We start from the raw sequence: 20,722 nt of genomic DNA, 5'->3' as shown, positions 1-20,722 counted from the left end.
GGTGCAGCATGGCTGAATCATTAATGGACATCAAACGTCAAATCGCTTCGACGCGAAAAACTGGGCAGATCACCCAAGCCATGCAAATGGTTTCTGGTGCCAAGCTTTCTCAAATCGAAAAGCGGGCCAACAACTACCAACTTTATGCCAATAAAGTGCGTGAGATCGTGACGCATTTAGCTGCCGCGCAATTGCTGCAGCTAGAAGCGGTGCAACGAGCAGGCAAGCAAGACCCTAAACAAGTCATGCAAGTGGCCAGCTTGTTGCAACAACGTGAAGTGAAGAAAACCGGTTATCTGGTGATCACTTCTGATCGCGGGTTAGTTGGCGGCTACAATTCCACCATTTTAAAAGCCATGATGCAAATGATCCAAGACGATCACAAGTCGCCTGACGAATATTGCATTTTGGCAGTTGGTGGCACTGGCGCTGATTTCTTTAAAGCACGTGGCGTGGATCTGGCGTATGAATATCGGGGTGTTTCTGACATTCCGACTTTCAACGAAGTCCGCGAAATCGTGAAAACTGCAGTCACGATGTTTGATTCTGGTGTGTTTGACGAACTGTATGTTTGCTATAACCACCATGTCAACTCTTTGACTGCGGCTTTCCGAGCTGAAAAAATGCTTCCGATCACCGATTTGGATGTATCAGAAGTCGCTGACAAAAATATCGACTATCTCACTGAACCAGATCTTGATGCAGTGTTAGAAGCCATTTTGCCACAATATGCAGAAAGCTTGATCTTTGGGTCGATCATGGATGCCAAAACCGCTGAACATGCGGCGTCAACGACAGCCATGAAGTCAGCCACTGATAATGCCAATGATTTGATCTCGCGTTTGTCTGTGACCTATAACCGGGCACGACAAGCGGCTATCACCACTGAGATCACCGAAATCGTTGGTGGGGCGAATGCGCTTGAATAAAATGTACAATCACCAAGCAGTAATGCTTGAATCTACAACAGGGAGGACGATTTGATTGAGTAATAATACTGGTAAAATCGTGCAAGTGATCGGCCCTGTTGTCGACGTCGAATTCCCTATTAACGGTGATACCCCAGCCATCAACAACGCGCTGACTGTAGCCAAAGGCGACGACAAGACTTTAACGCTTGAAGTCACTTTGTTACTTGGCGACGGCGTGTTGCGGACGGTTGCGATGGACTCTACTGATGGGCTACAACGTGGGATGGAAGTTACCGATACTGGTGCTTCGATCTCCGTGCCTGTTGGTAAAGATACCCTCGGCCGGGTGTTCAACGTTTTAGGCGAGACGATCGATAACGGACCTAAGTTTCCGGCTGATCACCGCCGCGACGCTATCCACAAAGAAGCTCCTGCATTCGAAGACCTCAGTACCACCAGTGAGATCCTTGAAACCGGGATCAAAGTCATCGACTTGCTTGAACCTTACCTTCGTGGGGGGAAAGTTGGGTTGTTCGGTGGTGCCGGTGTCGGCAAAACCGTTTTGATCCAGGAATTGATCCACAACATCGCTGAAGAACACGGCGGCATTTCAGTGTTTACTGGTGTCGGCGAACGGACCCGTGAAGGGAACGACTTGTATTTTGAAATGCAAGGTTCAGGCGTGTTGAAAAACACAGCCATGGTGTTCGGTCAAATGAACGAGCCGCCTGGCGCCCGGATGCGTGTGGCGTTGACTGGTTTGACCATCGCGGAATACTTCCGTGATGTCGAAGGTCAAGATGTGTTGCTCTTTATCGACAACATTTTCCGCTTCACGCAAGCTGGTTCTGAAGTTTCCGCCTTACTTGGCCGTATTCCGTCAGCCGTTGGTTATCAGCCAACGCTGGCCACTGAAATGGGTCAATTACAAGAACGGATCACTTCCACTAAGAAGGGTTCAGTCACTTCGATCCAGGCCGTTTACGTGCCTGCCGATGACTATACTGACCCGGCGCCTGCCACGACTTTCGCCCATTTGGATGCCACGACTAACTTGGAACGTCGCTTGACGCAACAAGGGATCTACCCAGCCGTTGACCCATTGGAATCCACTTCAAGTGCCTTGACCCCAGAAATTGTCGGCCAAGAACACTATGATGTGGCCATGAAAGTCCAACAAGTTCTGCAACGTTATAAAGAATTGCAAGACATCATTTCCATCTTAGGGATGGATGAATTGTCTGATGACGAAAAGATCACCGTTGCGCGTGCGCGTCGGATCCAGAACTTCTTGTCACAATCCTTCTCCGTTGCCGAACGCTTCACTGGCTTACCTGGTAAGTACGTGAAGGTTGAAGACACGGTGCGTGGGTTCAAAGACATTCTTGATGGTAAATATGACGATTATCCAGAAGAAGCCTTCCGTTTGGTCGGCGGTATCGAAGATGTCGTTGAAAAAGCCAAGCAAATGGGCTTTGATCCTGACGCCAATGCATCAAATGACTTGCAAGCCGCAGCAAACTAGGAGGTAAGGCATTATGGCTGAACTTTCGAATGTGTTAACGGTGAACATTGTCACCCCAAACGGTTTAGTTTATGATCACCATGCTGACATGGTGGTGGTGAAAACCATCGCCGGCGACTTGGGGATCATGGCCAATCACGAACCGATCGTTGCGCCTTTAGTGATCGGGGAGATCCGCGTCAAGCGGACCGATAACCCAGGTCACGAAGATGCCATCGCCGTCAACGGCGGCTTTATGGAAATGAGCGGTAACGTCGCTTCCATCGTCGCTGATTCGGCTGAACGTGAACGTGATATCGATTTGACCCGTGCTGAAGCCGCTCGTGCTCGGGCACAACGTCGCATCGATGACGCGAAATCCAAAGCTGATACTGACGAATTGCAACGGGCTCAAGTGGCCTTGCAACGCGCCGTCAACCGGATCCACGTGAAGACTGGCAAATAACGATCAAAGCGCCGCTGTTTCACGATTCTTTTGCGAATCGCGAAACAGCGGTGTTTTTGTATCCAATTCTTTGCGCAGCAAGGGCATTGCGATCCGTTGCAAATCTTTGTCCTAGCGAAATCACAAATGGCAGCGTCATCAGGTGCTTAGCATCAGTGATGCTCACAAAATTACAAATTTCACTGCATAAAATGAATGGTCAAAATCAGCGTTTTGTTCACGAATCGTGGTGCTGGCGTTGGTATAGCCCATTACATATCTGCAAGAATTGTCGCCACGTCATTATTATTCATTTTATCGTAAGAAAATTCTTGTATTTCTATTAGTTTCAAGCTATGCTTAGATGTAACGAATCATCTTTTGTTTTGGGAGTATTTCCGGGGGAACATACATGAAATTTCGGACGGTTTTTGTCGCCTTAGCGTTAGGCTTGGGGTTGGCAACGGCGACATCCACGCATACCACACACGCCATCAACTTCAACAATTCAACTGCTTCAACCACTGGCATCAAATTAGATGGTCAGTTTGCCGACTGGGCCAGTTTGCCTAGCGCCAATGTCAACTACGATCCCGCTTTTGACCATACGTCTGTCATTAAAATGATCGCCACCACCAGTGAAATCGATGTGTACGTCGAAGCCCACAGTGCCAATGGTAATTATTTGCCATACGCTGGTTGGACTGGATCGATCGGCGGCACCAATGTCGCCTTCCAACTGGGCAGTCAAAATCGTTCGACATCAGGTTCTGATACTGTGTATGCGAACTCTCGCATGGCCCATTATGGCTCGGTGTTCACCACAGCTGTCCCTGCTGATGGCAATTATCACAGTGGCTATACCCGCAGTGAATTTACCATCACGCCTAGTGCCGCTGGCGTGAAGAACTTAAAAGATGGCGACTTGGTCAGCTTGAATTTTCAAGGCACTGGTTTAGGCTCACAAACCATTTCCACGGTGGTTGGTAGCGGCGGCGCCTTGACAGGCTCTGGTAGCGTCACTGGGGCACCAAGCAACGCCAGTTCTTCAACGTCTTCATCTAGCAGTTCCTCAAGTTCCGATTTGGATGGTGCCGGGGTGATCGCAGGCAAAGGCGATACGCCAGCTAAAGGCAACAACAATACAGCCAACGATAATTTAGGTATCGTCATCGATGGCAAGTTCGCTGATTGGGACAACATCACCAAAACTGCTGAAGCCAATGGCGATAAAATGGCCATGGTGGTAGATGGGGATAACGTGTATGTTTACGTCATGGCGAGCCAATATTATGTTCCTCAAAACAACTATCACTTCACTGCTGGTGGGCAAAGCTTTTTCATTACCATGCAAAACGGCGGGAATGGGTCGACTTCAAGCAAACCAGTGACCTTTAAAGTTTCCGGTGGGCAGTGGGATTCCAGCACCCAGTATCCCGATGTTGGGACTGGCGCGATGGTTCAAGCTACGGTTGATGGGCAAACGCAAGGGTTGTTGGAATTTAGCTTCAAGTTGTCTGATCTGGGCTTGAGTTCAACGGCGAGTCAAACCATCACATTGCACAATGATGCCGTGGGACCCACGACCATTACGGCAGCTGGTGGTTCAACGGGACCAGTGGTGTTGGCAGGCGTCGGCGTGTTACTGGCAGGATTTGGTTATTGGAAAGCGCGCAAAATGGGCTTGTTGAAGCCACAAACCGCACGAGTTTCTGGTAAATAAAGGAAAATTATGAGTATTTATCTTCTGATCGGCACGGCACTTTGGCTCTATGTGCTATCAGTTTTGAAAAGAGCTCGGTTGTCTGCGTTTTACTTTATCGTAGGCAGTGCCGGGTTTTTTCTCGTATTAATGAGTTTGGCGGATCCTTATTGGGTGTGGTTATTTACCCATGCCGTGATCCATGGGGTCAACTTGATCGCCGGCGATATCTTAGGGTGGGTACAGATCACGATGCGCACTGGCATGGTGTATATCAAAAATCCGACCAATGTCGTGCAAATGAGTATCGACTTTGAATGTTCTGGGATCATCGAATCCATGGCGTTGATCGCGTTGATCAGTTTCTTTCCGACTTATGCCCGCAAAGAAAAAGTGTTTTACGGCATTTTTGGGATGGTGTACATTTATTTGGCCAATATCATTCGTTTGTTGACTGTGATCGCGATCGTCCATTTTGGTGGTGGTAGCACGTATTACATCGCCCATGCGATCATTGGCCGTTTGGTGTTTTATGTATTGGTGATCGCGCTGTATTACAACGTGTTCACGTATTCGCAGTTGGCGCGTGGGATCTACCGCGATTTAGTCGACCGGCGTTTGGAAAAAAAGGAGTCGTAATTGTTTGGATATTGGCTGAACTTAACCATTTTTCAAATGGGATTTTGGATCACTTGGACGCTGATCCCGATCGTGGTGGAAATCATTCCCGCGATTTGGTCGGCGATCCAATTGTTGTGGCAACACGCCCATGCCCCTAAACTGATCGCCCCTCAAAAATGGCCGATGGTGTCGATCATTGTGCCGGTGTTCAACTCAGAAGATACCTTATTTGCCTGTATTGCCAGCTTGGCGCAACAAACTTACCCTAAAGCGGCGATGCAGATCATTTTAGCGAACAATCACAGTACCGATGACTCATTTGGCGCTTTTGCCAAAGCGCAAAATACCTTTCCCGATCTGTTTTTGCGCTATGTCAACACCGACAAAGGCAAAGCCTCAGCGCTAAACACGGCGATCTACGAAAGCATCGGCACCTATGTGATCAATATCGACTCCGACGGGACCTTAGCGCCTGACGCCATTCAAAACATGATCTTGCGCTTTGAAAATGATCAAAGTATCGCCGCGATGACTGGGGCGATCTTGCCGCGCAAGGACTTAGTCGTCGGGATCAAATCGCGCTGGCATCGCTTGATCGCCAAAAATGAATACTATGAATATGCCCAAGCTTTTTTATCTGGGCGGACCATTGAATCCAACAAAGATCAATTGTTCACGATGTCTGGGGCATTTTCAGCGTTTCGGCGCGAAGTCTTGATGGAAACGTATTTGTACAACACGGATACTATCGGCGAAGATACCGACATGACCTTTCAGATCCGCACGCGCTTAGGCAAAAAAGTCGTGATCTGTACTGATGCGATTTTTTACATCGAGCCGATCGCTGGGTTAGGCGAGTTATACACCCAGCGTCAACGCTGGCAGCGTGGCGAACTTGAAGTGGCGCAACATTATATGAAAATGACTGCCGGGTTGAATCTGTTCTTGAAGAACTTTTTGGTGCGGCGGATGATCATTGATCACACCTTTTTATTTCCGCGGTTGATCTGGACGATTGCCAGCATCGTGTTGGTAAAATTCGGCTATCCGCTAGGCGTGATGTTGTTGAGTTATGTGGCGATCTATTTGTTGTATGTGTTCGTGTCTTGGATCAACTTCTTGTCAGTGCGGGTCATTTTAAAGCCGCATGCCCAAGAACTGCAATTTTATCAACGTTTGGGCTGGGTGGCGTTCACCTTGCCGGCGTATAATTTGATCTGTAGTGTCATTCGCTTGATCGGGGTGATCAATGGTATGACCACCAAAGCCAGTTGGCAATTGCGGCCATTTGATCAAGAAACTGGCGCGGTCAAACACGTGTTGCAACAAGACCTTAAAGCGTTGCGCGAGAAAAAAGAGGAACATCATGAGTAGAGTCTATTCGTACAAGTTAAAATCTTATTTGAATGCCAGTCACGCCATGCGCTGGGAAGGCGGTATCGGCCAAGCCCACAACCATACTTGGGAGATCGTGTCGGAATTGCGCACCACCCAAGACATGGTGGCGTTCAACAACTTGGAAAAAGCCTTGCATGGGGTATTGGATAACTTGTCTGGCAAATTTTTAAATGACTTGCCAGAGTTTGAAACCATCAACCCTAGCGTTGAGAATGTCGCCAGTTACTTATTTGATGAGATCGATACGGTGTTGCGTACAGAAGGGGCGCGCTTGGTGCGCATCGAAGTGTCGGATTCGCCGACGCGGGCTTATTGTATCGATATCCGTGACACCCCATCACCTGATTAGTTTCTGGGAGGTAGCCATTGCGTAAACTTTTTAATTTCAGCAAGCATGTGATCAATGGCATTTGGGCGGCTTTGTTTGGCTTGACGCTGTATTGTGCTTGGACCATCAGTAATTTGGCCATTGGCGATAATTGGAAATATGGCCAAAGCACAACCATGGTGTCAACTGGTTTTATTATTGCCATTGTGGTATTGGCGATTTCACTATGGGCTTTTGCGCCGTTTGCCCATGTGATGTGGCGTATTTTTATCAAGCATCGCGTGTTAACGGCTTCAGTGTTGTTTGGCCTGATCGTGATCTTTCAGATCATTTTTGTCGCGCATGTGCACCCAGCAGCGGGCTTTGATGCGGGGATGCTACATCTGGCGGCCACCAGTGCCAAACACACCCATGATGTGAATGTGATGGGCTATTATAGCTTGAATCAAAATAATTTACCGATCACCTTATTCATGCATTGGCTGACGCAACTAAGTGGCGCAACGTCGTGGGAATTTTTTGATTTTGTCACGTTAGGGCTGGTTGATCTATCGGCATTGCTGAATATCTTGGCAGTGGCATTATTGCGCAAATCAGCTTTAGGCGCTGCCATCTATCTTCATGATGGGTGGTTAGCAGTATTTCCTTGGATCATCATGCCCTATACGGATGGTTGGGTGTTGCCATTGGTGTCACTCCTTTTTGTCGGTTATGCCGTATTGCATCAAAATCTAGTTTGGTGGCAGCAGGCCATCACGTATGGCTTGCTCGGCGTCGACACGGTTTTGATCTACTTGGTCAAACCCAGCGCGTTTATTCCCTTGATCGCGATGATCTTGACGACGGTTTTATGGTGGTTGATCGCCTCGCGGCATTTTACCAAACGCGGGGTGGTGATGGTGGCGGTCGCGTGCACTTGCTTTGTGGCTGGTGCCGGGAGCACCTATTTAGCCGTTGAACACACCGTCAAGCAACAAACCTGGATCAAAGTCGACCCCAAACGTAATATTCCGGCGATCCATTTTGCGGCAATGGGGGTTTATGGCGAAGGCGGCTATAGTGCCAAACAAGCGTTGATGATGGCGGTATTGCCGACCAAACAAGAAAAAACCGACTATTCGATCAAAATGTTGACCAAACGTTTGAAGCAACTCGGTCCGATCGGCTACATCCGGTTTTTGATGTATAAGCAAGGCAACAATTCTGCTGACGGGAGTTTCGGCTGGCTGAAAGAAGGTGGCTTCTTTCAAGTCGATCAAAAGCCGAAAGAAACGAATTTCACCGAGCTGTTAGAAAACTTTGTGTTTTTATACGGACGCCATGTGCAAGACTTTCGATTTTTGGCTCAAGTGTGGTGGGTCACCTTGCTTTCGCTGATCGCCATTGCGTCTATTGGGGTGCAAACCAACCAAGAAGTAATGTTTCGCATGGCCATGGTCGGGGGGTTCATCTTCTTATTGCTGTTTGAAGGCGGACGCTCACGTTATTTGATCCAATTTTTGCCAGTGTTGTTGATTCAAGCCAGTTTAGGCTTTGAACTGGCACTTTCACGCCTGCAAAAGTTGTTCACTTGGGGCGCGATCCCTTTGACCAAAAAAGCCAAAGCTTAAGTTTAGCGTTTGGCTGGTTGAATTGACATGCGTCTAAATGTGGCCAGCTTCTGATTTGTTCGAATCGATATCCCTAATCGCCGTTAACCGACTTAAAGCGCTGGAGGTAGCCTTTGCGTAAACTGTTTAATTTCAGCAACCATGTGATCACTGGCATTTGGGCCGCGTTATTTGGCTTGACCTTGTATTGTGTTTGGGTGCACAGCGATTTGGCGATCGGCGATAACTGGACCTATGGGCAAAGCACGACCATGTTGACCAGTGGTTGGTTGATGGCAGTGATCGCCATTGCCATTGCTTGTTATGCCTTTCCCAAAGTTTCAGCGGGGTTTCATTTGGTTTTTGTGGCCCATCAAGTGCGCACTGCAAGTATTTTGTTTGGGGTGGTGGTGATCGGGCAGATCATTTTTATCGCCTTTGTGCATCCGGTGACTGGCTTTGATGCGGGCATGTTGCACTGGGCGGCCACCAGCGCCAAAATGGCGGCAGAGCCAGACACGCGCGGGTATTTCAGCTTAAATCAAAACAATTTGCCGATCATGTTAGTGATGCATTGGCTATCGGTGAAAACCGGCTGGAGCAGTTGGGAGTTCTTTGATTATGTGACGATGATCTTGACTGATTTGTCCGCATTGTTGAACATGTTGGTGGTTTATCTGTTCAATAAAAAGGCCTTAGGGGCTTCGATCTATTTACAAGCTGCTTGGTTAGGGTTGTTTCCCTGGATCTTGATCCCGTATTCAGATACTTGGGTGTTGCCAGAAGTGTCGCTGTTATTTCTAGGCTACATCGTCATTCAAAAAACCTCGCATCTTTGGCTCAAAGGCTTATGTGGGCTGCTTTTAGGCATTGATACAGTGGTGATCTACTTCAATAAGCCCAGTTCATTTATTCCCTTGATCGCCATGATCATCGTGGAATGTTTGTGGTGGTTGGTCACCAAACATCAAGTCACCAAGCGCGGCATCGTGTCGATCTTGGTGATCAGCGGCTTGTTTATCGGCGGGGCGGCGGGAACGTACAAAACCGTCAAAAGTAAAGTTGCCGCCCAAACTTGGATCCAAGTGGATGCCAGCCGCAACATTCCCGCCATTCATTTCATGGCAATGGGAGTGTATGCCCAAGGGGGTTACATGTGGCAACAAGCTACCGCGATGTCGTGGTTGCCGACCAAACAGCAAAAAACCGATTATTCCATCAAAATGTTGACCAAAAAGCTCAAACAGCGTGGCGCTTGGGGGTACTTCAAGTTTTTGATGTACAAACAAGGCAACAATACTGCCAATGGGACCTTTGATTGGCTCAAAGAAGGTCACTTTTGGATGGAAAACCAAAAGCCCAAGGAGCGCAATTTCTCCGAACTGTTGAAAAATTTCATTTTCTTGTATGGTCGAAATGTGGAAGATTATCGCTTTGCAGCGCAGGTTTGGTGGGTCACTTTGTTAGGCTTCATTGCGATCATGGCAGTCGGGCCAAGGCGAAAAGACACGCAAATGTTTCGCGTCGCGTTAGTCGGCGGATTTGTCTTTTTGCTCATGTTTGAAGGTGGGCGTTCCCGGTACATGATCCAGTTTCTGCCGATCTTGTTGATCCAAAGCAGTTTGTGCGCAGGTCCTGCGATCCGTCGCGTGCGCAGTTGGTTTGCTTGGGGCAGCGATCAGCTATTGGCTCACCATGAACATGCGTGAATTGCTAATCGACGCTTGAAGTTGCCGATCACTGCCAACCAAAGCATTGAATGGTTTTCAAACAGTGAGTCATTTCGTTAAGATTCTTACCGCAGTCGCGCAAAGTCGCGGCTGTTTTGCTATACTAGTTTCAGAAAACGGAGGACGCTAATGTATCAATCAATGGGATTATCCGGATTTTTGACCATTATTTCGCATGTGTTGTTTATCGCCATCAGCTTTAGGCTGTTGTCGGCATTACGCTTTGACAAGTTTTTGCGGCCTAATCATGTCGGCGCCAGTCGTTTATTGTTGTTGTTCATCGCCATTGCCATCGGTTATAACGTGTCACAATTTTTCTTGTCAGTGTTATCAGCGTCGGCTAACTTGCCTTACTTGTTGAAGTAGGTCAAGGCGCGAAATCTTAGTTGAGGCAAGCCTTGGGCTATGGTAAAATCGATAGGTTGAAGATAATGGCCTGCGTGGGCTTAAAAGTGGATCAAGGAGAGTAAAAATGGCAAAAGACATCGGCATCGATTTGGGGACGGCTAACGTTCTCATCAATGTAAAAGGCAAAGGGATCGTGTTGAACGAACCATCTGTCGTGGCGATCGACACCAAATCTGGCAAGGTTTTAGCAGTTGGGACCGAAGCTTATAAAATGGTCGGTCGCACCCCGGGTAACATCAAATCCATTCGCCCCTTAAAAGATGGGGTGATCGCCGATTTTGATATTACTGAAGCGATGTTGGAATATTTCATCAACAAGTTGAATGTCAAAGGCTTCATGTCCAAGCCAAACATTTTGATCTGCGCGCCGACCAATGTCACCTCGATCGAACAAAAAGCGATCATTCAAGCCGCTGAAAAGTCCGGTGGCCATCGCGTGTACTTGGAATTTGAACCAAAAGTTGCAGCCGTTGGTGCTGGACTGGACATTTTCCAACCACAAGGCAACATGGTCATCGATATGGGCGGTGGCACGTCTGACGTCGCCGTGTTATCAATGGGCGAGATCGTCACCAGCCGTTCCTTGCGTTTAGCTGGGGACAAAATGGACGCCGCTATTGCCGCTTATGTGAAAAACAAACACAAGCTGTTGATCGGTGAACACACCGCCGAACAAATCAAGATCCAAATCGGTGCCGTGTATGAAGCTGACCCAGAAGAAACCATCGAAGTACGTGGCCGCGATATTGCCACGGGTTTGCCACGCGAAGTGATCGTCACTTCTGCTGAAGTTTCTGAAGCCCTGCATGATACCATGATGCAGATCGTGGCTGCGGCTAAAGACGTGTTGGAACAAACCCCACCAGAATTGTCTGCCGATATCATCGACCGCGGCGTGATGCTGACTGGCGGCGGCGCTTTGCTTAAAGGCATTTCCAAGTTATTTGCCCAAGAACTCAAAGTACCCGTTTTGTTAGCCGATGATCCTTTAGATGCGGTTGCCTTAGGGACAGGTGTCTTGTTGGACAACATCGCCCATCATAAACAATATTAAACCAGTGATTTTGCTTGCGCACTTAGCGACTGGCGTAACGCCGGACGATTGCCGGGCCGCAAAGCGGTTCAAGTGAGTCCAAGTTAGGCCGAGTCGCGTTGCAAGCAAAATCACGACGACAACCAGTGATTTTGGCACCGCACTTAGGACTGGCTCTAGCGTAAGGCGCGCGCAGGGTCGCAAAGCGACACCAGCAAGTCTTAGCTAGAGACGAGTCCGTTGGTGCCAGAATCACGACGAATAAACCAGTGATTTTTCCCGCGCACTTAGCGACTGGCGTAACGCCGGACGATCGCCGGGCCGCAAAGCGGTCCAAGTGAGTCCAAGTTAGGCCGAGTCCGTTGGTGCCAGAATCACGACGAAGAAAATCACGCCTAAAGGAGGATCGCCAATGAGTCCACATTATGCCAATCGAATTCTGAAGAAAATTGCTTGGGGCGTTTTATTTGCCATTATCGCCTTGATCATTGGCGCCATGGTTGGCTTTGGCCTTGGTGGCGGTGACCCTTGGGCGGTATTTTTGCCAAGCACTTGGTTGCACATCACGGACTTCTTGAAATAATGAAATACATTTTAATGGCGTTGGTGAGTTTTTATAAAGCGGCGATCTCACCTTTATTGCCACCTAGTTGCCGCTATTATCCGACGTGTTCGACTTACACCTATCAGGCTTTGGTCAAGCACGGGGCGCTGAAAGGTAGCTTGATGGGGATCGCCCGGATCTTGCGGTGCAATCCGTTTGCCAAAGGTGGCGTCGATCCGGTGCCGGATTATTTCACCTTGCGCCGCAACCCAGACCCAGATAAAAATATTGATGAAACCATGAATTGGAAATATTACCACGGAGGAAATAATGGCTAAGGAACAAAAGATTCAAGTCGTCCAAGCAGACGTCACCCGTAATGGGCATACTGTATCCGTCTTGACCGTCAACAAAAATGAAATCGGCTATGTCGAAACTGTCGACGCCCGCTTCAACGCTTATTTGGCCGGTGAAAGTCGGGCCAACCACTTTAAGTCTATGGACGATGCGGTCAATTTCTTGATCAGCGAATATCACCTCCATCACAGTTAAGACAAGTTTACGATTGCCACGCCAGGATAGCTTTTTGGCGTGGTTTTTGTTGTAATAAGAGTAATGAAGCAACCTGATTAAGGAGTTGAACTTGTGGCACAAGAAGTGACGGAAAATCGAAACGAAAACCGCATCGATTATGGGATCATTTTATCTGTGATGTTACTGGCGTTGATCGGGATGGCGGCGATCTATATGGCTGTCGTCCATGATGCGTCAGCCAGCTCGTCGCCAACACATGCGATGATCATGCAAGCGGTGTGGTATGTGATCGGCGGCGTCGGGATCTTTTTTGTGATGCAATTTGATTCAGAGCAATTATGGCGCATCGCCCCGATTCTTTATGGCTTAGGGATCTTCTTGCTGATCGCGGTACTGTTTTTGTATTCGCGCAGCGTGGCGGCATCGACTGGGGCCAAAAGTTGGTTCAGTCTCGGGCCGATCACCTTTCAGCCTTCTGAAGTGATGAAGCCAGCTTATATTTTGATGCTTGGGCGCGTGGTGACGCAACACAACACCCAATATTCGCATACCACGGCCAATGACTGGCATTTGATCGGCACCATGTTTTTGTGGACATTGCCGGTGTTGATCTTGATGCTGTTGCAACATGACTTTGGGACCATGCTGGTGTTCTTGGCGATTTTTGCTGGGGTGGTGCTGGTTTCTGGTACCACTTGGAAAATCATTGCCCCGATCGCTGGTGGCGCAGCGGTGATCGGTGGCGGGGCCATCGTGATGGTCACTCAAACTTGGGGTCGCCACATCTTGGAACGCTTGGGTTTTCAAGCGTATCAGTTCTCTCGGATCGATTCTTGGATGAACCCCAGTGGCGCCACATCAGGGGATTCGTATCAGTTGTGGCAGTCGATGAAAGCTATCGGTTCTGGTCAATTGACTGGTAAAGGCTTCAACAACTTGAAAGTCACGGTACCAGTGCGCGAATCTGATATGATTTTTTCCACGATCGGTGAAGCATTCGGCTTTATCGGCTGTGCGGTGGTGATCTTGTTGTACATGCTGTTGATCTATCAAATGATCCGCGTGACCTTTGACACGAAAAACGAATTTTATGCGTATATTTGTACCGGCGTGATCATGATGATTTTGTTTCACGTGTTTGAAAATATCGGCATGAACATCGGGCTGTTGCCATTAACTGGGATCCCGTTGCCATTTATTTCACAAGGGGGATCATTTTTGCTGGCGGATATGTTATGTGTGGGAATGGTGCTGTCGATGCGGTTCCATCACCAAAGCTACATGTTTTCTGGCGATGGCGAAGGGTTCGAATAACATCGTTAACGTCTGGCTTGGGCCAGGCGTTTTTTCGTGGGGAACGATCAAAACTCATTTTTTTCTCATGAAGTGGTTGACATCTACTCATTTACTGTGTAGTATCATAGTCAATTCAAAGCAACAAACGAACGATGTGAGAGAGATAGCATGTGAGGCTGTACAGAAAACCCGGGTTGCTGAGAGCGGGGTAGCGAGCATGCTTGAGAATGGCTCACGGATCGGTGCACCGAAGGGAGACCTCAGGCTGCAATGGGTGGCGACCATTATCTCGCACGCGCGTTGTTTGACGCGTTAGTGAGGGCAGCATGGCTGTCGAATTAGAATGGTACCGCGGGATCAACCGCTTCTAACTTTTGTTAGGAGCGGTTTTTTGTTTGTTGTGAAAAATCAGCTGTTTACTTTATAGGGGGAATCAACTTCATGAAATTGTGGAAAAAAATCGTCGCCAGTATCGCCATTGCCTTACCAGTTTTTGCCTTAGCCGCTTGTGGCAACTCAAGTAGTTCCAGCGCCAACAAAACTGTCAAAGTCGGGATCATGACCAACGACAAAGAAATTTGGCAAGACATTCAAAAACGCCTCAAAAAACAAGACGTTAACATCAAGTTGGTGGAATTTACCGACTATAACACCCCAAACAAAGCCTTAGATGACGGGGATATCCAACTGAACTCTTTCCAAACCGTCCAATTCATGCAAGCTTGGAACAAAAAACATAAAGACACCATCACCGCAGTCGGCAACACGTACCTTGGCCCAATGCGCGCATACTCCAACAAGATCAAATCCTTGTCGCAACTGAAAAAAGGTGACACGGTATCAGTGCCTAACGACGCTGCCAACGAAGGTCGCGCGTTACAACTCTTGGAACAAAAAGGCATCATCAAGCTTAAGTCTGGGGTGACCAACCCCACCACGCGCGATATCACGCAAAACAAGCTGAACTTGAAGATCACGGAATTAGACGCCGCCCAAACCGCTCGTTCGATGAATGATGTCGATGCCGCCATCGTCAACAACGATATCGCCGCAGCGGCGAAGTTGACGCCAAGCAAAGCGATTTCTGTTGAAAAAATCGGCAAGAATTCCGCGCCATTTATCAACATCATTGCTGCCGCTTCCAAGAAAGACAAGCAAAACGCCACTTACAAGAAGATCGTTAAAGCTTACCAAACCAGCCAAACTGAAAAGCTGATGAAGAAGTTCTACAAAGGTTCCACGGTTCCTGCATGGAAGTAATCTAAATTCAATCAAAAAAGAAGGTTATCGCTTATGAAATTATGGAAGAAAATCATCGCCACTGTCGCTGTGGCCTTACCTGTTTTAGCCTTGGCTGCTTGTGGCAACTCCAGCAGCTCAACTACTGCAAACAAAACTGTTAAAGTCGGCATCATGAGCAATGATGTGGAGATCTGGTCTAATATTCAAAAGCGTTTGAAGAAACAAGGCGTCAACATCAAGTTGGTTCAATTCACCGACTACAACACGCCAAACAAAGCCTTGCAAGATGGCGACGTGGACTTGAATGCCTTCCAAAACTACACCTTCTTGAATGATTGGAACAAAAAGCATGGCACCCACATCGTTTCTATTGGCGATACCTACCTCGGCCCGATCCGCGCTTATTCCACTAAGATCAAGTCATTAAATGATCTGAAAAAAGGCGACACGGTTTCCGTACCAAACGATGCGTCAAACGAAGCGCGTGCCTTGAACTTACTGGCGCAAGAAAAAGTCATCAAGCTCAAAGCCGGCGTTAAGACGCCATCCACGGCTGATATCACTGAAAACAAGTTGGACTTGAAGATCAAGCCTTTGGATTCTGCGCAAACCGCACGTTCCATGAATGACGTTGCTGCCGCGGTCGTCAACAACGATATTGCCGCCGCTGCCAAGCTCAAAACTAAAGACTCCATTGCCGTTGAAAAAATCACCGACAAGTCCAGCCCTTACATCAACTTCATTTCTGCCAAATCCGCCAAAGATAAGAAGAACAAAACGTATCAAAAAATCGTTAAAGCTTATCAAACCAAAGAAACGGCTAAGTTAATGAAGAAAGTTTACAAAGGCACCACAGTTCCTGCTTGGAAGTAACTTGAGTGCTAGGGACAACATTTTACACCTGTCGCAACAGCTTGCGAGTGTGGTAAACTAGATAACGCTTAGCGGCACGCAACTTTGTGCCGCTTTCGTTTGTTAAAATGCGACGAAAAGAAACGAGGAAGAATGCATGGCAAAAGAAGCAGTCATCACGTTAAGCGACGTGGATGTGCAATTTCGGGAAAAAAACCGTAGTGTCCACGCGGTCGATCACGTGGATCTCACCGTTGAACGCGGCGATATTTATGGGGTGGTAGGCTATTCTGGCGCCGGCAAATCCACGTTGGTGCGCACCATCAACTTGTTGCAACGGCCAACGAGTGGCAGTGTGCATGTGTTAGGCGAAGATATGTTGAAGTTATCTGCCAAGCAATTGCGCGGTGAACGCAAGCGCATCGGCATGATCTTTCAGCACTTCAACTTGATGAACTCGCTGACCATCGCCGAAAATGTGGCTTTCCCATTGAAAGGCATCAAATCCAAAGCTGAGATCAACCAAAAAGTCACCGAATTGCTGAATTTAGTTGGTTTGCAAGATCGCGCTACCGCTTATCCCACCGAATTATCCGGCGGGCAAAAGCAGCGTGTCGGCATTGCCCGCGCGTTGGCATCAGATCCAGAAATTCTGATCTCTGATGAAGCCACATCGGCATTGGATCCTAAAACCACCAGTTCCATTTTGGACTTGTTGAAACAACTCAATGAAACGTTAGGCTTGACCATTGTGTTGATCACCCATGAAATGGAAGCCGTTAAGCAGATCTGTAACAAAGTGGCCGTAATGGATGAAGGGCGGATCATTGAACGTGGCAGCTTGTTGGAGATCTTTGCCAAGCCGCAAGAACAATTGACCAAAGACTTCATCGACACCACGTTGCAACTGGACGCGGCCATTGAATCAGTCCGCAAACAACCAGCTGTCGCCAACTTGCAAGGCGCCGATCAACTGGTGCGCTTAACTTATTTAGGCGCGTCAACCGATCAGCCGTTAGTGGCCACGTTGTACAAAGAATTCAACGTCACCGCCAACATTTTGTTTGGGGACATTCAGATCTTGCAAGGCACGCCTTTTGGCAACTTGATCGTGGTGTTGTCAGGGACGCAAGGTGACATTGATCGGACCTTCAAGTACTTGGCTGACAACGATGTCCAAGTGCAACACATTACCGCGGAGGCAGAATAATGAACTTCATCGAACATTACTTACCAAACGTTGTGCCGATTTGGAATGGCGATGGCGGGTTTGTGCAAGCCATTTGGCAAACTTTGTACATGACCATCGTCACCATGATCGTCTCGGCGATCATCGGCTTGATCTTAGGGGTGCTGTTAGTATTATGGGATGACCACGGCTTGTTGCAAAACCACGTGGCGTATTTCATTTTGGATAAGATCGTCAACATTTTTCGGGCGATCCCCTTCATTATTTTGCTGGCGGTCATGTATCCAGTGACCCATGCCATTGTCGGCACTGGGATCGGCGCGACTGCTGCGTTGGTGCCATTGATTGGCGGTACCGCACCATTTTTCGCGCGCCAAGTGCAAAATGCGTTAGTCACCGTCGACCCTGGGGTGATCGAAGCCGCCGAGGCCATGGGGATCAGTCCGATGGGCATCGTCTTTCGGGTGTACTTGCGTGAAGGCTTAGGCGAATTAGTCCGCGTCACCGTGTTGACGGTGATCTCAGTGGTCGGCTTGACTGCCATGGCTGGTGCCGTTGGTGGTGGTGGTTTAGGGAACATGGCCATCGCGATGGGTTACCAACGCTTCCAAAACGATGTCGTTTGGGTCGCCACGATCTTGATCTTGATCATGGTTTTCGTCTTCCAATTCGTTGGCGATATCATCACCCGCAAACTGCAACACTAACAAACGTTCGACGCTAATGAGATAGTTAGCCGGCTAATTACTTTCCAACTCGCGATTCAGCGCCACCAAAGCACTTGAGGGACCTCTTCCTCGAGTGCTTTTTTGTTGCCAAGTAAAGCACGACGATGACGAGATAGTTAGCCGGCTAATTACTTTCTAGCGGACCAACTGGCGTCACCCAAGCACTTGAGGGACCTCTTCTTCAGGTGTTTTTTTGTTACCGCAGGAAATACGCTGTTGTGAGATAGTTAGCCGGCTAATTACTTTCAAAAGCACCAAAAAAGTCGCCAAGAATCGACGACTTTGCATGACTTAAAACCGGTCATTCACCAATCCGGCGGCTTGTAAGAAACTATACGTAATCACTGGCCCAACAAATTTGAAGCCGCGCTTTTTCAAGTCTTTGGCGATAGTTTGCGACAATGGGGTTTGCGCAGGAATGTCGGCGTTTGATCGCGGATGGTTGATGATCGGCTTGCCAGCGACAAATTTCCATAAATACGCCTCAAAGCTGCCAAATTCGTTTTGGACAGCTTGGATCGCTTGGGCGTTGGTGATGACGCTATGGAGTTTGTTACGACTGCGGATCAACGCGGGGTTTTGCATCAAGGTGTCGATGTCTGCATCAGACATTTTGGCGACTGAGGCAATGTCAAACTGGTGAAACGCCGAAACAAAGGCGGCGCGTTTGCGCAACACAGTTAGCCACGATAATCCTGCTTGCATGCCTTCAAGCGTCAATAATTCAAACAACTTTTGGTCGTCGTGAACCGGCCGGCCCCATTCTGCGTCATAATATTGCTGCAGCAACGGGTCGGTTTGAGGCCAAAGTTTTTCGTCTGCCATATGCGCCTCCTAGGGCTTGAACACTTTCATCAGCGTTTCGACGATTTCATCAGCGGCGCCGGCGATGTCAAAATCAGCAGGCGCTTGAGGCAGCATCACCAGCGGGAGCGCGTAGCCGAACACAGCACTAGCAAAACACCGCAAGATCCGCGTGTCGTCCCAAGTCACCATGTCGCCACGGGCTTGGAAGCGATGCAACGCTGGGAAAAAGCCTTGGTCAAATTGTTTTTTCATGGCGAGCGTTACTTTTGGTAGCAAGTCTTTGCGCACGAAGGCCTGTTGGGCCACGATGCGAATGATCGCGCGATTGTCCAAGGCAAATTGCAAGCGATCCGCTGCCGCAAAGCGCAACAAGTCTGCCAAGTGCTCAAAACGCTTTGGTTCAAGCTGCTGGATGAATTCGGCAGCCGGGCACCACCGCATCCGTCAGCGGTTGCAAGATCGCGTTGAGGATCGCTGGTTTGGTTTTGAAGTGCTTGTACACTGTGCCTTCTGCCACACCGGCGCGCTTGGCGATATCTGCAGTTGAGGTATTTTCAAATCCTTGCTCAGAAAGTAATTCCAAACATGCCGTCAGCACTGCTTGTTGTTTGGCGGACAAATCGGAATGTTTTAAGGTGGTGGCAAAAATGGTGCTGATCTTATTGACAGACATATCGGCGCTCCTTGCAGTTTCGTTGCTTTCAGCATACCACGCACCGGCCAGTTGAAACCAGCCGATCACGCTAGCGACAGTTGATAAAAACGGCTGTGGCGGTCAGGAAACGCGTAATTCACACCAAGCTGGGCAAAAGGCACTTGCACAAAGCCTTGCCGCTCATAAAAGCGATGCGAGCGGTGTTCAGCTTCTGGTGTGTCTAAAATCAGTCGCTTGAAGCCAAGGCGTTGCGCTTCTTGCACCAGCGTTTGGTAAAGTTGCCAGCCTAAATGGCCGTTTTTGCCGCGAAACTGGGGATAAGTGAAGAACTTTTTCAATACGGCGGTGGTGTTATCCACAGGCAACAAGGCGATGCATCCAGCGACATGCCCCGCAGCTTTTGCCACCCAAAATTGGCCACCGCTTGTTTGGTAATACGCTGGGATCGCCAACACGTCAGGTTGTTCGGCCATGGTAATGTTGAGATGGGCTTCGGTGTTTTGACAAAATAAGATCAAGTCGATCAATTCGGCGGTGGTGTGCACATTTGGGGTATAAGGTGAAATTTCCATTCGGTCCTCCCATTGAACTGCAATATCTGTTAGTCTAAAGGCAACGAATGCTTCAGTCTAGTCGAAACATTTGCACTGACACTTCAAAAAGGTTGAATTGATTATGGAACTGAAATATTTCACCACGATCCAAGCCATTTGCACGGCGGGCAGCTTCCAAAAAGCTGCCGCGATGTTGAATTATGCCCCATCGACAGTCACATTTCAGGTGCACCAAGTGGAAGCGGAACTGGGTGTGCACTTGTTTGCAAAAGTTGGCCGCCAAATGGTGTTGACTGACGCCGGCAAGCAAGCCATGCCCTTGATCTCGCAACTATTAGCCGATGAAGCCGCGTTGCATCATTTGGTGCAAAATGCGCCAGGGCCAGTGGGGCGCTTGGTAGTGGCGGTACCGGAAACGTTATTGACCTACCAACTGCAATCGGTGTTACAAGCGTTCAAACAAGCGGGTATGTGTCAAGTTTTTCTCGGTTCCAGTAAATTGAGTTCCAAATGATAGGTTTTATTCAACCTGATTAAGTGACTTGGCCAATTTGGCCAAACCAGTGCTTGCTACACCTTGAGTGGAGATGACACCATGCCATGCGCCATCGTGGTCTAGGTGTTTTTCTGTTTTGAACAAAGCCTTTAGCTT

General features: G+C 48.5%; 24 protein-coding genes. 20 read left to right on the top strand and 4 right to left on the bottom strand.

The window, feature by feature from the left end:
- Positions 1-8 precede the first annotated feature (8 nt).
- From ACKTSG_RS09015 to ACKTSG_RS08925, 19 genes are all read left to right on the top strand, one after another.
- A complete protein-coding gene (locus tag ACKTSG_RS09015) occupies positions 9-929 on the top strand; it encodes a F0F1 ATP synthase subunit gamma (protein WP_407894002.1) in 921 nt (306 codons plus the stop codon).
- Between the two features lie 55 nt (positions 930-984).
- A complete protein-coding gene (atpD, locus tag ACKTSG_RS09010) occupies positions 985-2,436 on the top strand; it encodes a F0F1 ATP synthase subunit beta (RefSeq protein WP_407894000.1) in 1,452 nt (483 codons plus the stop codon).
- Between the two features lie 13 nt (positions 2,437-2,449).
- Positions 2,450-2,881 carry a F0F1 ATP synthase subunit epsilon gene (locus ACKTSG_RS09005; RefSeq protein WP_407893999.1) on the top strand — a complete coding sequence of 144 codons (432 nt, stop codon included), beginning with the start codon at positions 2,450-2,452 and terminating at the stop codon, positions 2,879-2,881.
- Positions 2,882-3,272: 391 nt separating this feature from the next.
- The gene (locus ACKTSG_RS09000; RefSeq protein ID WP_407893997.1) at positions 3,273-4,583 is read left to right on the top strand and encodes a Firmicu-CTERM sorting domain-containing protein; all 1,311 of its coding nucleotides are present in this window, start codon (positions 3,273-3,275) and stop codon (positions 4,581-4,583) included.
- A gap of 9 nt (positions 4,584-4,592) precedes the next feature.
- Complete coding sequence (gene xrtG / locus ACKTSG_RS08995) at positions 4,593-5,201, top strand: exosortase family protein XrtG (RefSeq protein WP_407893995.1); 609 nt, start codon at positions 4,593-4,595, stop codon at positions 5,199-5,201.
- Complete coding sequence (locus ACKTSG_RS08990) at positions 5,202-6,557, top strand: TIGR03111 family XrtG-associated glycosyltransferase (protein WP_407893993.1); 1,356 nt, start codon at positions 5,202-5,204, stop codon at positions 6,555-6,557.
- Positions 6,550-6,930, top strand: a complete 381-nt coding sequence (locus ACKTSG_RS08985; protein WP_407893992.1) for a 6-carboxytetrahydropterin synthase — start codon at positions 6,550-6,552, stop codon at positions 6,928-6,930. The genes ACKTSG_RS08990 and ACKTSG_RS08985 overlap by 8 nt, the downstream gene beginning before the upstream one ends.
- 17 nt (positions 6,931-6,947) lie before the next feature.
- Positions 6,948-8,519, top strand: a complete 1,572-nt coding sequence (locus tag ACKTSG_RS08980) for a TIGR03766 family XrtG-associated glycosyltransferase (RefSeq protein ID WP_407893990.1) — start codon at positions 6,948-6,950, stop codon at positions 8,517-8,519.
- 113 nt (positions 8,520-8,632) lie between these two features.
- Positions 8,633-10,207, top strand: a complete 1,575-nt coding sequence (locus ACKTSG_RS08975) for a TIGR03766 family XrtG-associated glycosyltransferase (RefSeq protein WP_407893988.1) — start codon at positions 8,633-8,635, stop codon at positions 10,205-10,207.
- Positions 10,208-10,357: 150 nt separating this feature from the next.
- Entirely contained in the window at positions 10,358-10,594 is a 237-nt protein-coding gene (locus ACKTSG_RS08970; RefSeq protein ID WP_407893986.1) for a DUF1146 family protein, read from the top strand.
- Positions 10,595-10,700: 106 nt separating this feature from the next.
- Complete coding sequence (locus ACKTSG_RS08965; protein WP_054717113.1) at positions 10,701-11,690, top strand: rod shape-determining protein; 990 nt, start codon at positions 10,701-10,703, stop codon at positions 11,688-11,690.
- A gap of 391 nt (positions 11,691-12,081) precedes the next feature.
- A complete protein-coding gene (locus tag ACKTSG_RS08960; protein ID WP_407893984.1) occupies positions 12,082-12,252 on the top strand; it encodes a DNA-directed RNA polymerase subunit beta in 171 nt (56 codons plus the stop codon).
- The gene (gene yidD, locus ACKTSG_RS08955; protein WP_407893982.1) at positions 12,252-12,551 is read left to right on the top strand and encodes a membrane protein insertion efficiency factor YidD; all 300 of its coding nucleotides are present in this window, start codon (positions 12,252-12,254) and stop codon (positions 12,549-12,551) included. The genes ACKTSG_RS08960 and yidD overlap by 1 nt, the downstream gene beginning before the upstream one ends.
- On the top strand, positions 12,544-12,765 hold the full coding sequence (locus ACKTSG_RS08950; protein WP_407893981.1) for a DUF2969 family protein: 222 nt from the start codon (positions 12,544-12,546) through the stop codon (positions 12,763-12,765). The genes yidD and ACKTSG_RS08950 overlap by 8 nt, the downstream gene beginning before the upstream one ends.
- A 159-nt stretch (positions 12,766-12,924) precedes the next feature.
- Complete coding sequence (locus tag ACKTSG_RS08945; protein WP_407894029.1) at positions 12,925-14,061, top strand: FtsW/RodA/SpoVE family cell cycle protein; 1,137 nt, start codon at positions 12,925-12,927, stop codon at positions 14,059-14,061.
- Between the two features lie 423 nt (positions 14,062-14,484).
- On the top strand, positions 14,485-15,303 hold the full coding sequence (locus ACKTSG_RS08940) for a MetQ/NlpA family ABC transporter substrate-binding protein (protein WP_407893979.1): 819 nt from the start codon (positions 14,485-14,487) through the stop codon (positions 15,301-15,303).
- 33 nt (positions 15,304-15,336) lie between these two features.
- Positions 15,337-16,158, top strand: coding sequence for a MetQ/NlpA family ABC transporter substrate-binding protein (locus tag ACKTSG_RS08935; protein ID WP_407893977.1), 822 nt, complete (start codon positions 15,337-15,339; stop codon positions 16,156-16,158).
- A gap of 136 nt (positions 16,159-16,294) precedes the next feature.
- Positions 16,295-17,347: a methionine ABC transporter ATP-binding protein gene (locus tag ACKTSG_RS08930; RefSeq protein WP_407893975.1), complete on the top strand. Its 1,053-nt coding sequence runs from the start codon at positions 16,295-16,297 to the stop codon at positions 17,345-17,347.
- The gene (locus ACKTSG_RS08925) at positions 17,344-18,033 is read left to right on the top strand and encodes a methionine ABC transporter permease (protein WP_407894027.1); all 690 of its coding nucleotides are present in this window, start codon (positions 17,344-17,346) and stop codon (positions 18,031-18,033) included. Before ACKTSG_RS08930 ends, ACKTSG_RS08925 begins: the two co-directional genes overlap by 4 nt.
- 312 nt (positions 18,034-18,345) lie before the next feature.
- Here ACKTSG_RS08925 and ACKTSG_RS08920 read toward each other — a convergent pair whose 3' ends face one another.
- The 4 genes from ACKTSG_RS08920 to ACKTSG_RS08905 all read right to left on the bottom strand — a co-directional run bounded on the left by ACKTSG_RS08920 (position 18,346) and on the right by ACKTSG_RS08905 (position 20,088).
- A complete protein-coding gene (locus ACKTSG_RS08920) occupies positions 18,346-18,879 on the bottom strand; it encodes a DNA-3-methyladenine glycosylase I (RefSeq protein ID WP_407893973.1) in 534 nt (177 codons plus the stop codon).
- Between the two features lie 9 nt (positions 18,880-18,888).
- On the bottom strand, positions 18,889-19,302 hold the full coding sequence (locus ACKTSG_RS08915; RefSeq protein WP_407893971.1) for a hypothetical protein: 414 nt from the start codon (positions 19,300-19,302) through the stop codon (positions 18,889-18,891).
- Positions 19,262-19,534 carry a TetR/AcrR family transcriptional regulator gene (locus ACKTSG_RS08910; RefSeq protein ID WP_407893969.1) on the bottom strand — a complete coding sequence of 91 codons (273 nt, stop codon included), beginning with the start codon at positions 19,532-19,534 and terminating at the stop codon, positions 19,262-19,264. The genes ACKTSG_RS08915 and ACKTSG_RS08910 overlap by 41 nt, the downstream gene beginning before the upstream one ends.
- 65 nt (positions 19,535-19,599) lie before the next feature.
- A complete protein-coding gene (locus tag ACKTSG_RS08905) occupies positions 19,600-20,088 on the bottom strand; it encodes a GNAT family N-acetyltransferase (protein ID WP_407893967.1) in 489 nt (162 codons plus the stop codon).
- A 103-nt stretch (positions 20,089-20,191) separates the two neighbouring features.
- On the opposite strand from ACKTSG_RS08905, the gene ACKTSG_RS08900 reads away from it, so the two are divergent.
- Complete coding sequence (locus ACKTSG_RS08900) at positions 20,192-20,584, top strand: LysR family transcriptional regulator (protein ID WP_407893965.1); 393 nt, start codon at positions 20,192-20,194, stop codon at positions 20,582-20,584.
- The last annotated feature ends 138 nt before the right edge of the window (positions 20,585-20,722 follow it).

The organism is Lacticaseibacillus salsurae (assembly GCF_045862175.1).
Lineage (GTDB): Bacteria > Bacillota > Bacilli > Lactobacillales > Lactobacillaceae > Lacticaseibacillus > Lacticaseibacillus salsurae.
The sequence above is the reverse complement of the archived record's forward strand: the minus strand, read 5'-3'. Positions and strand labels throughout refer to the sequence as shown.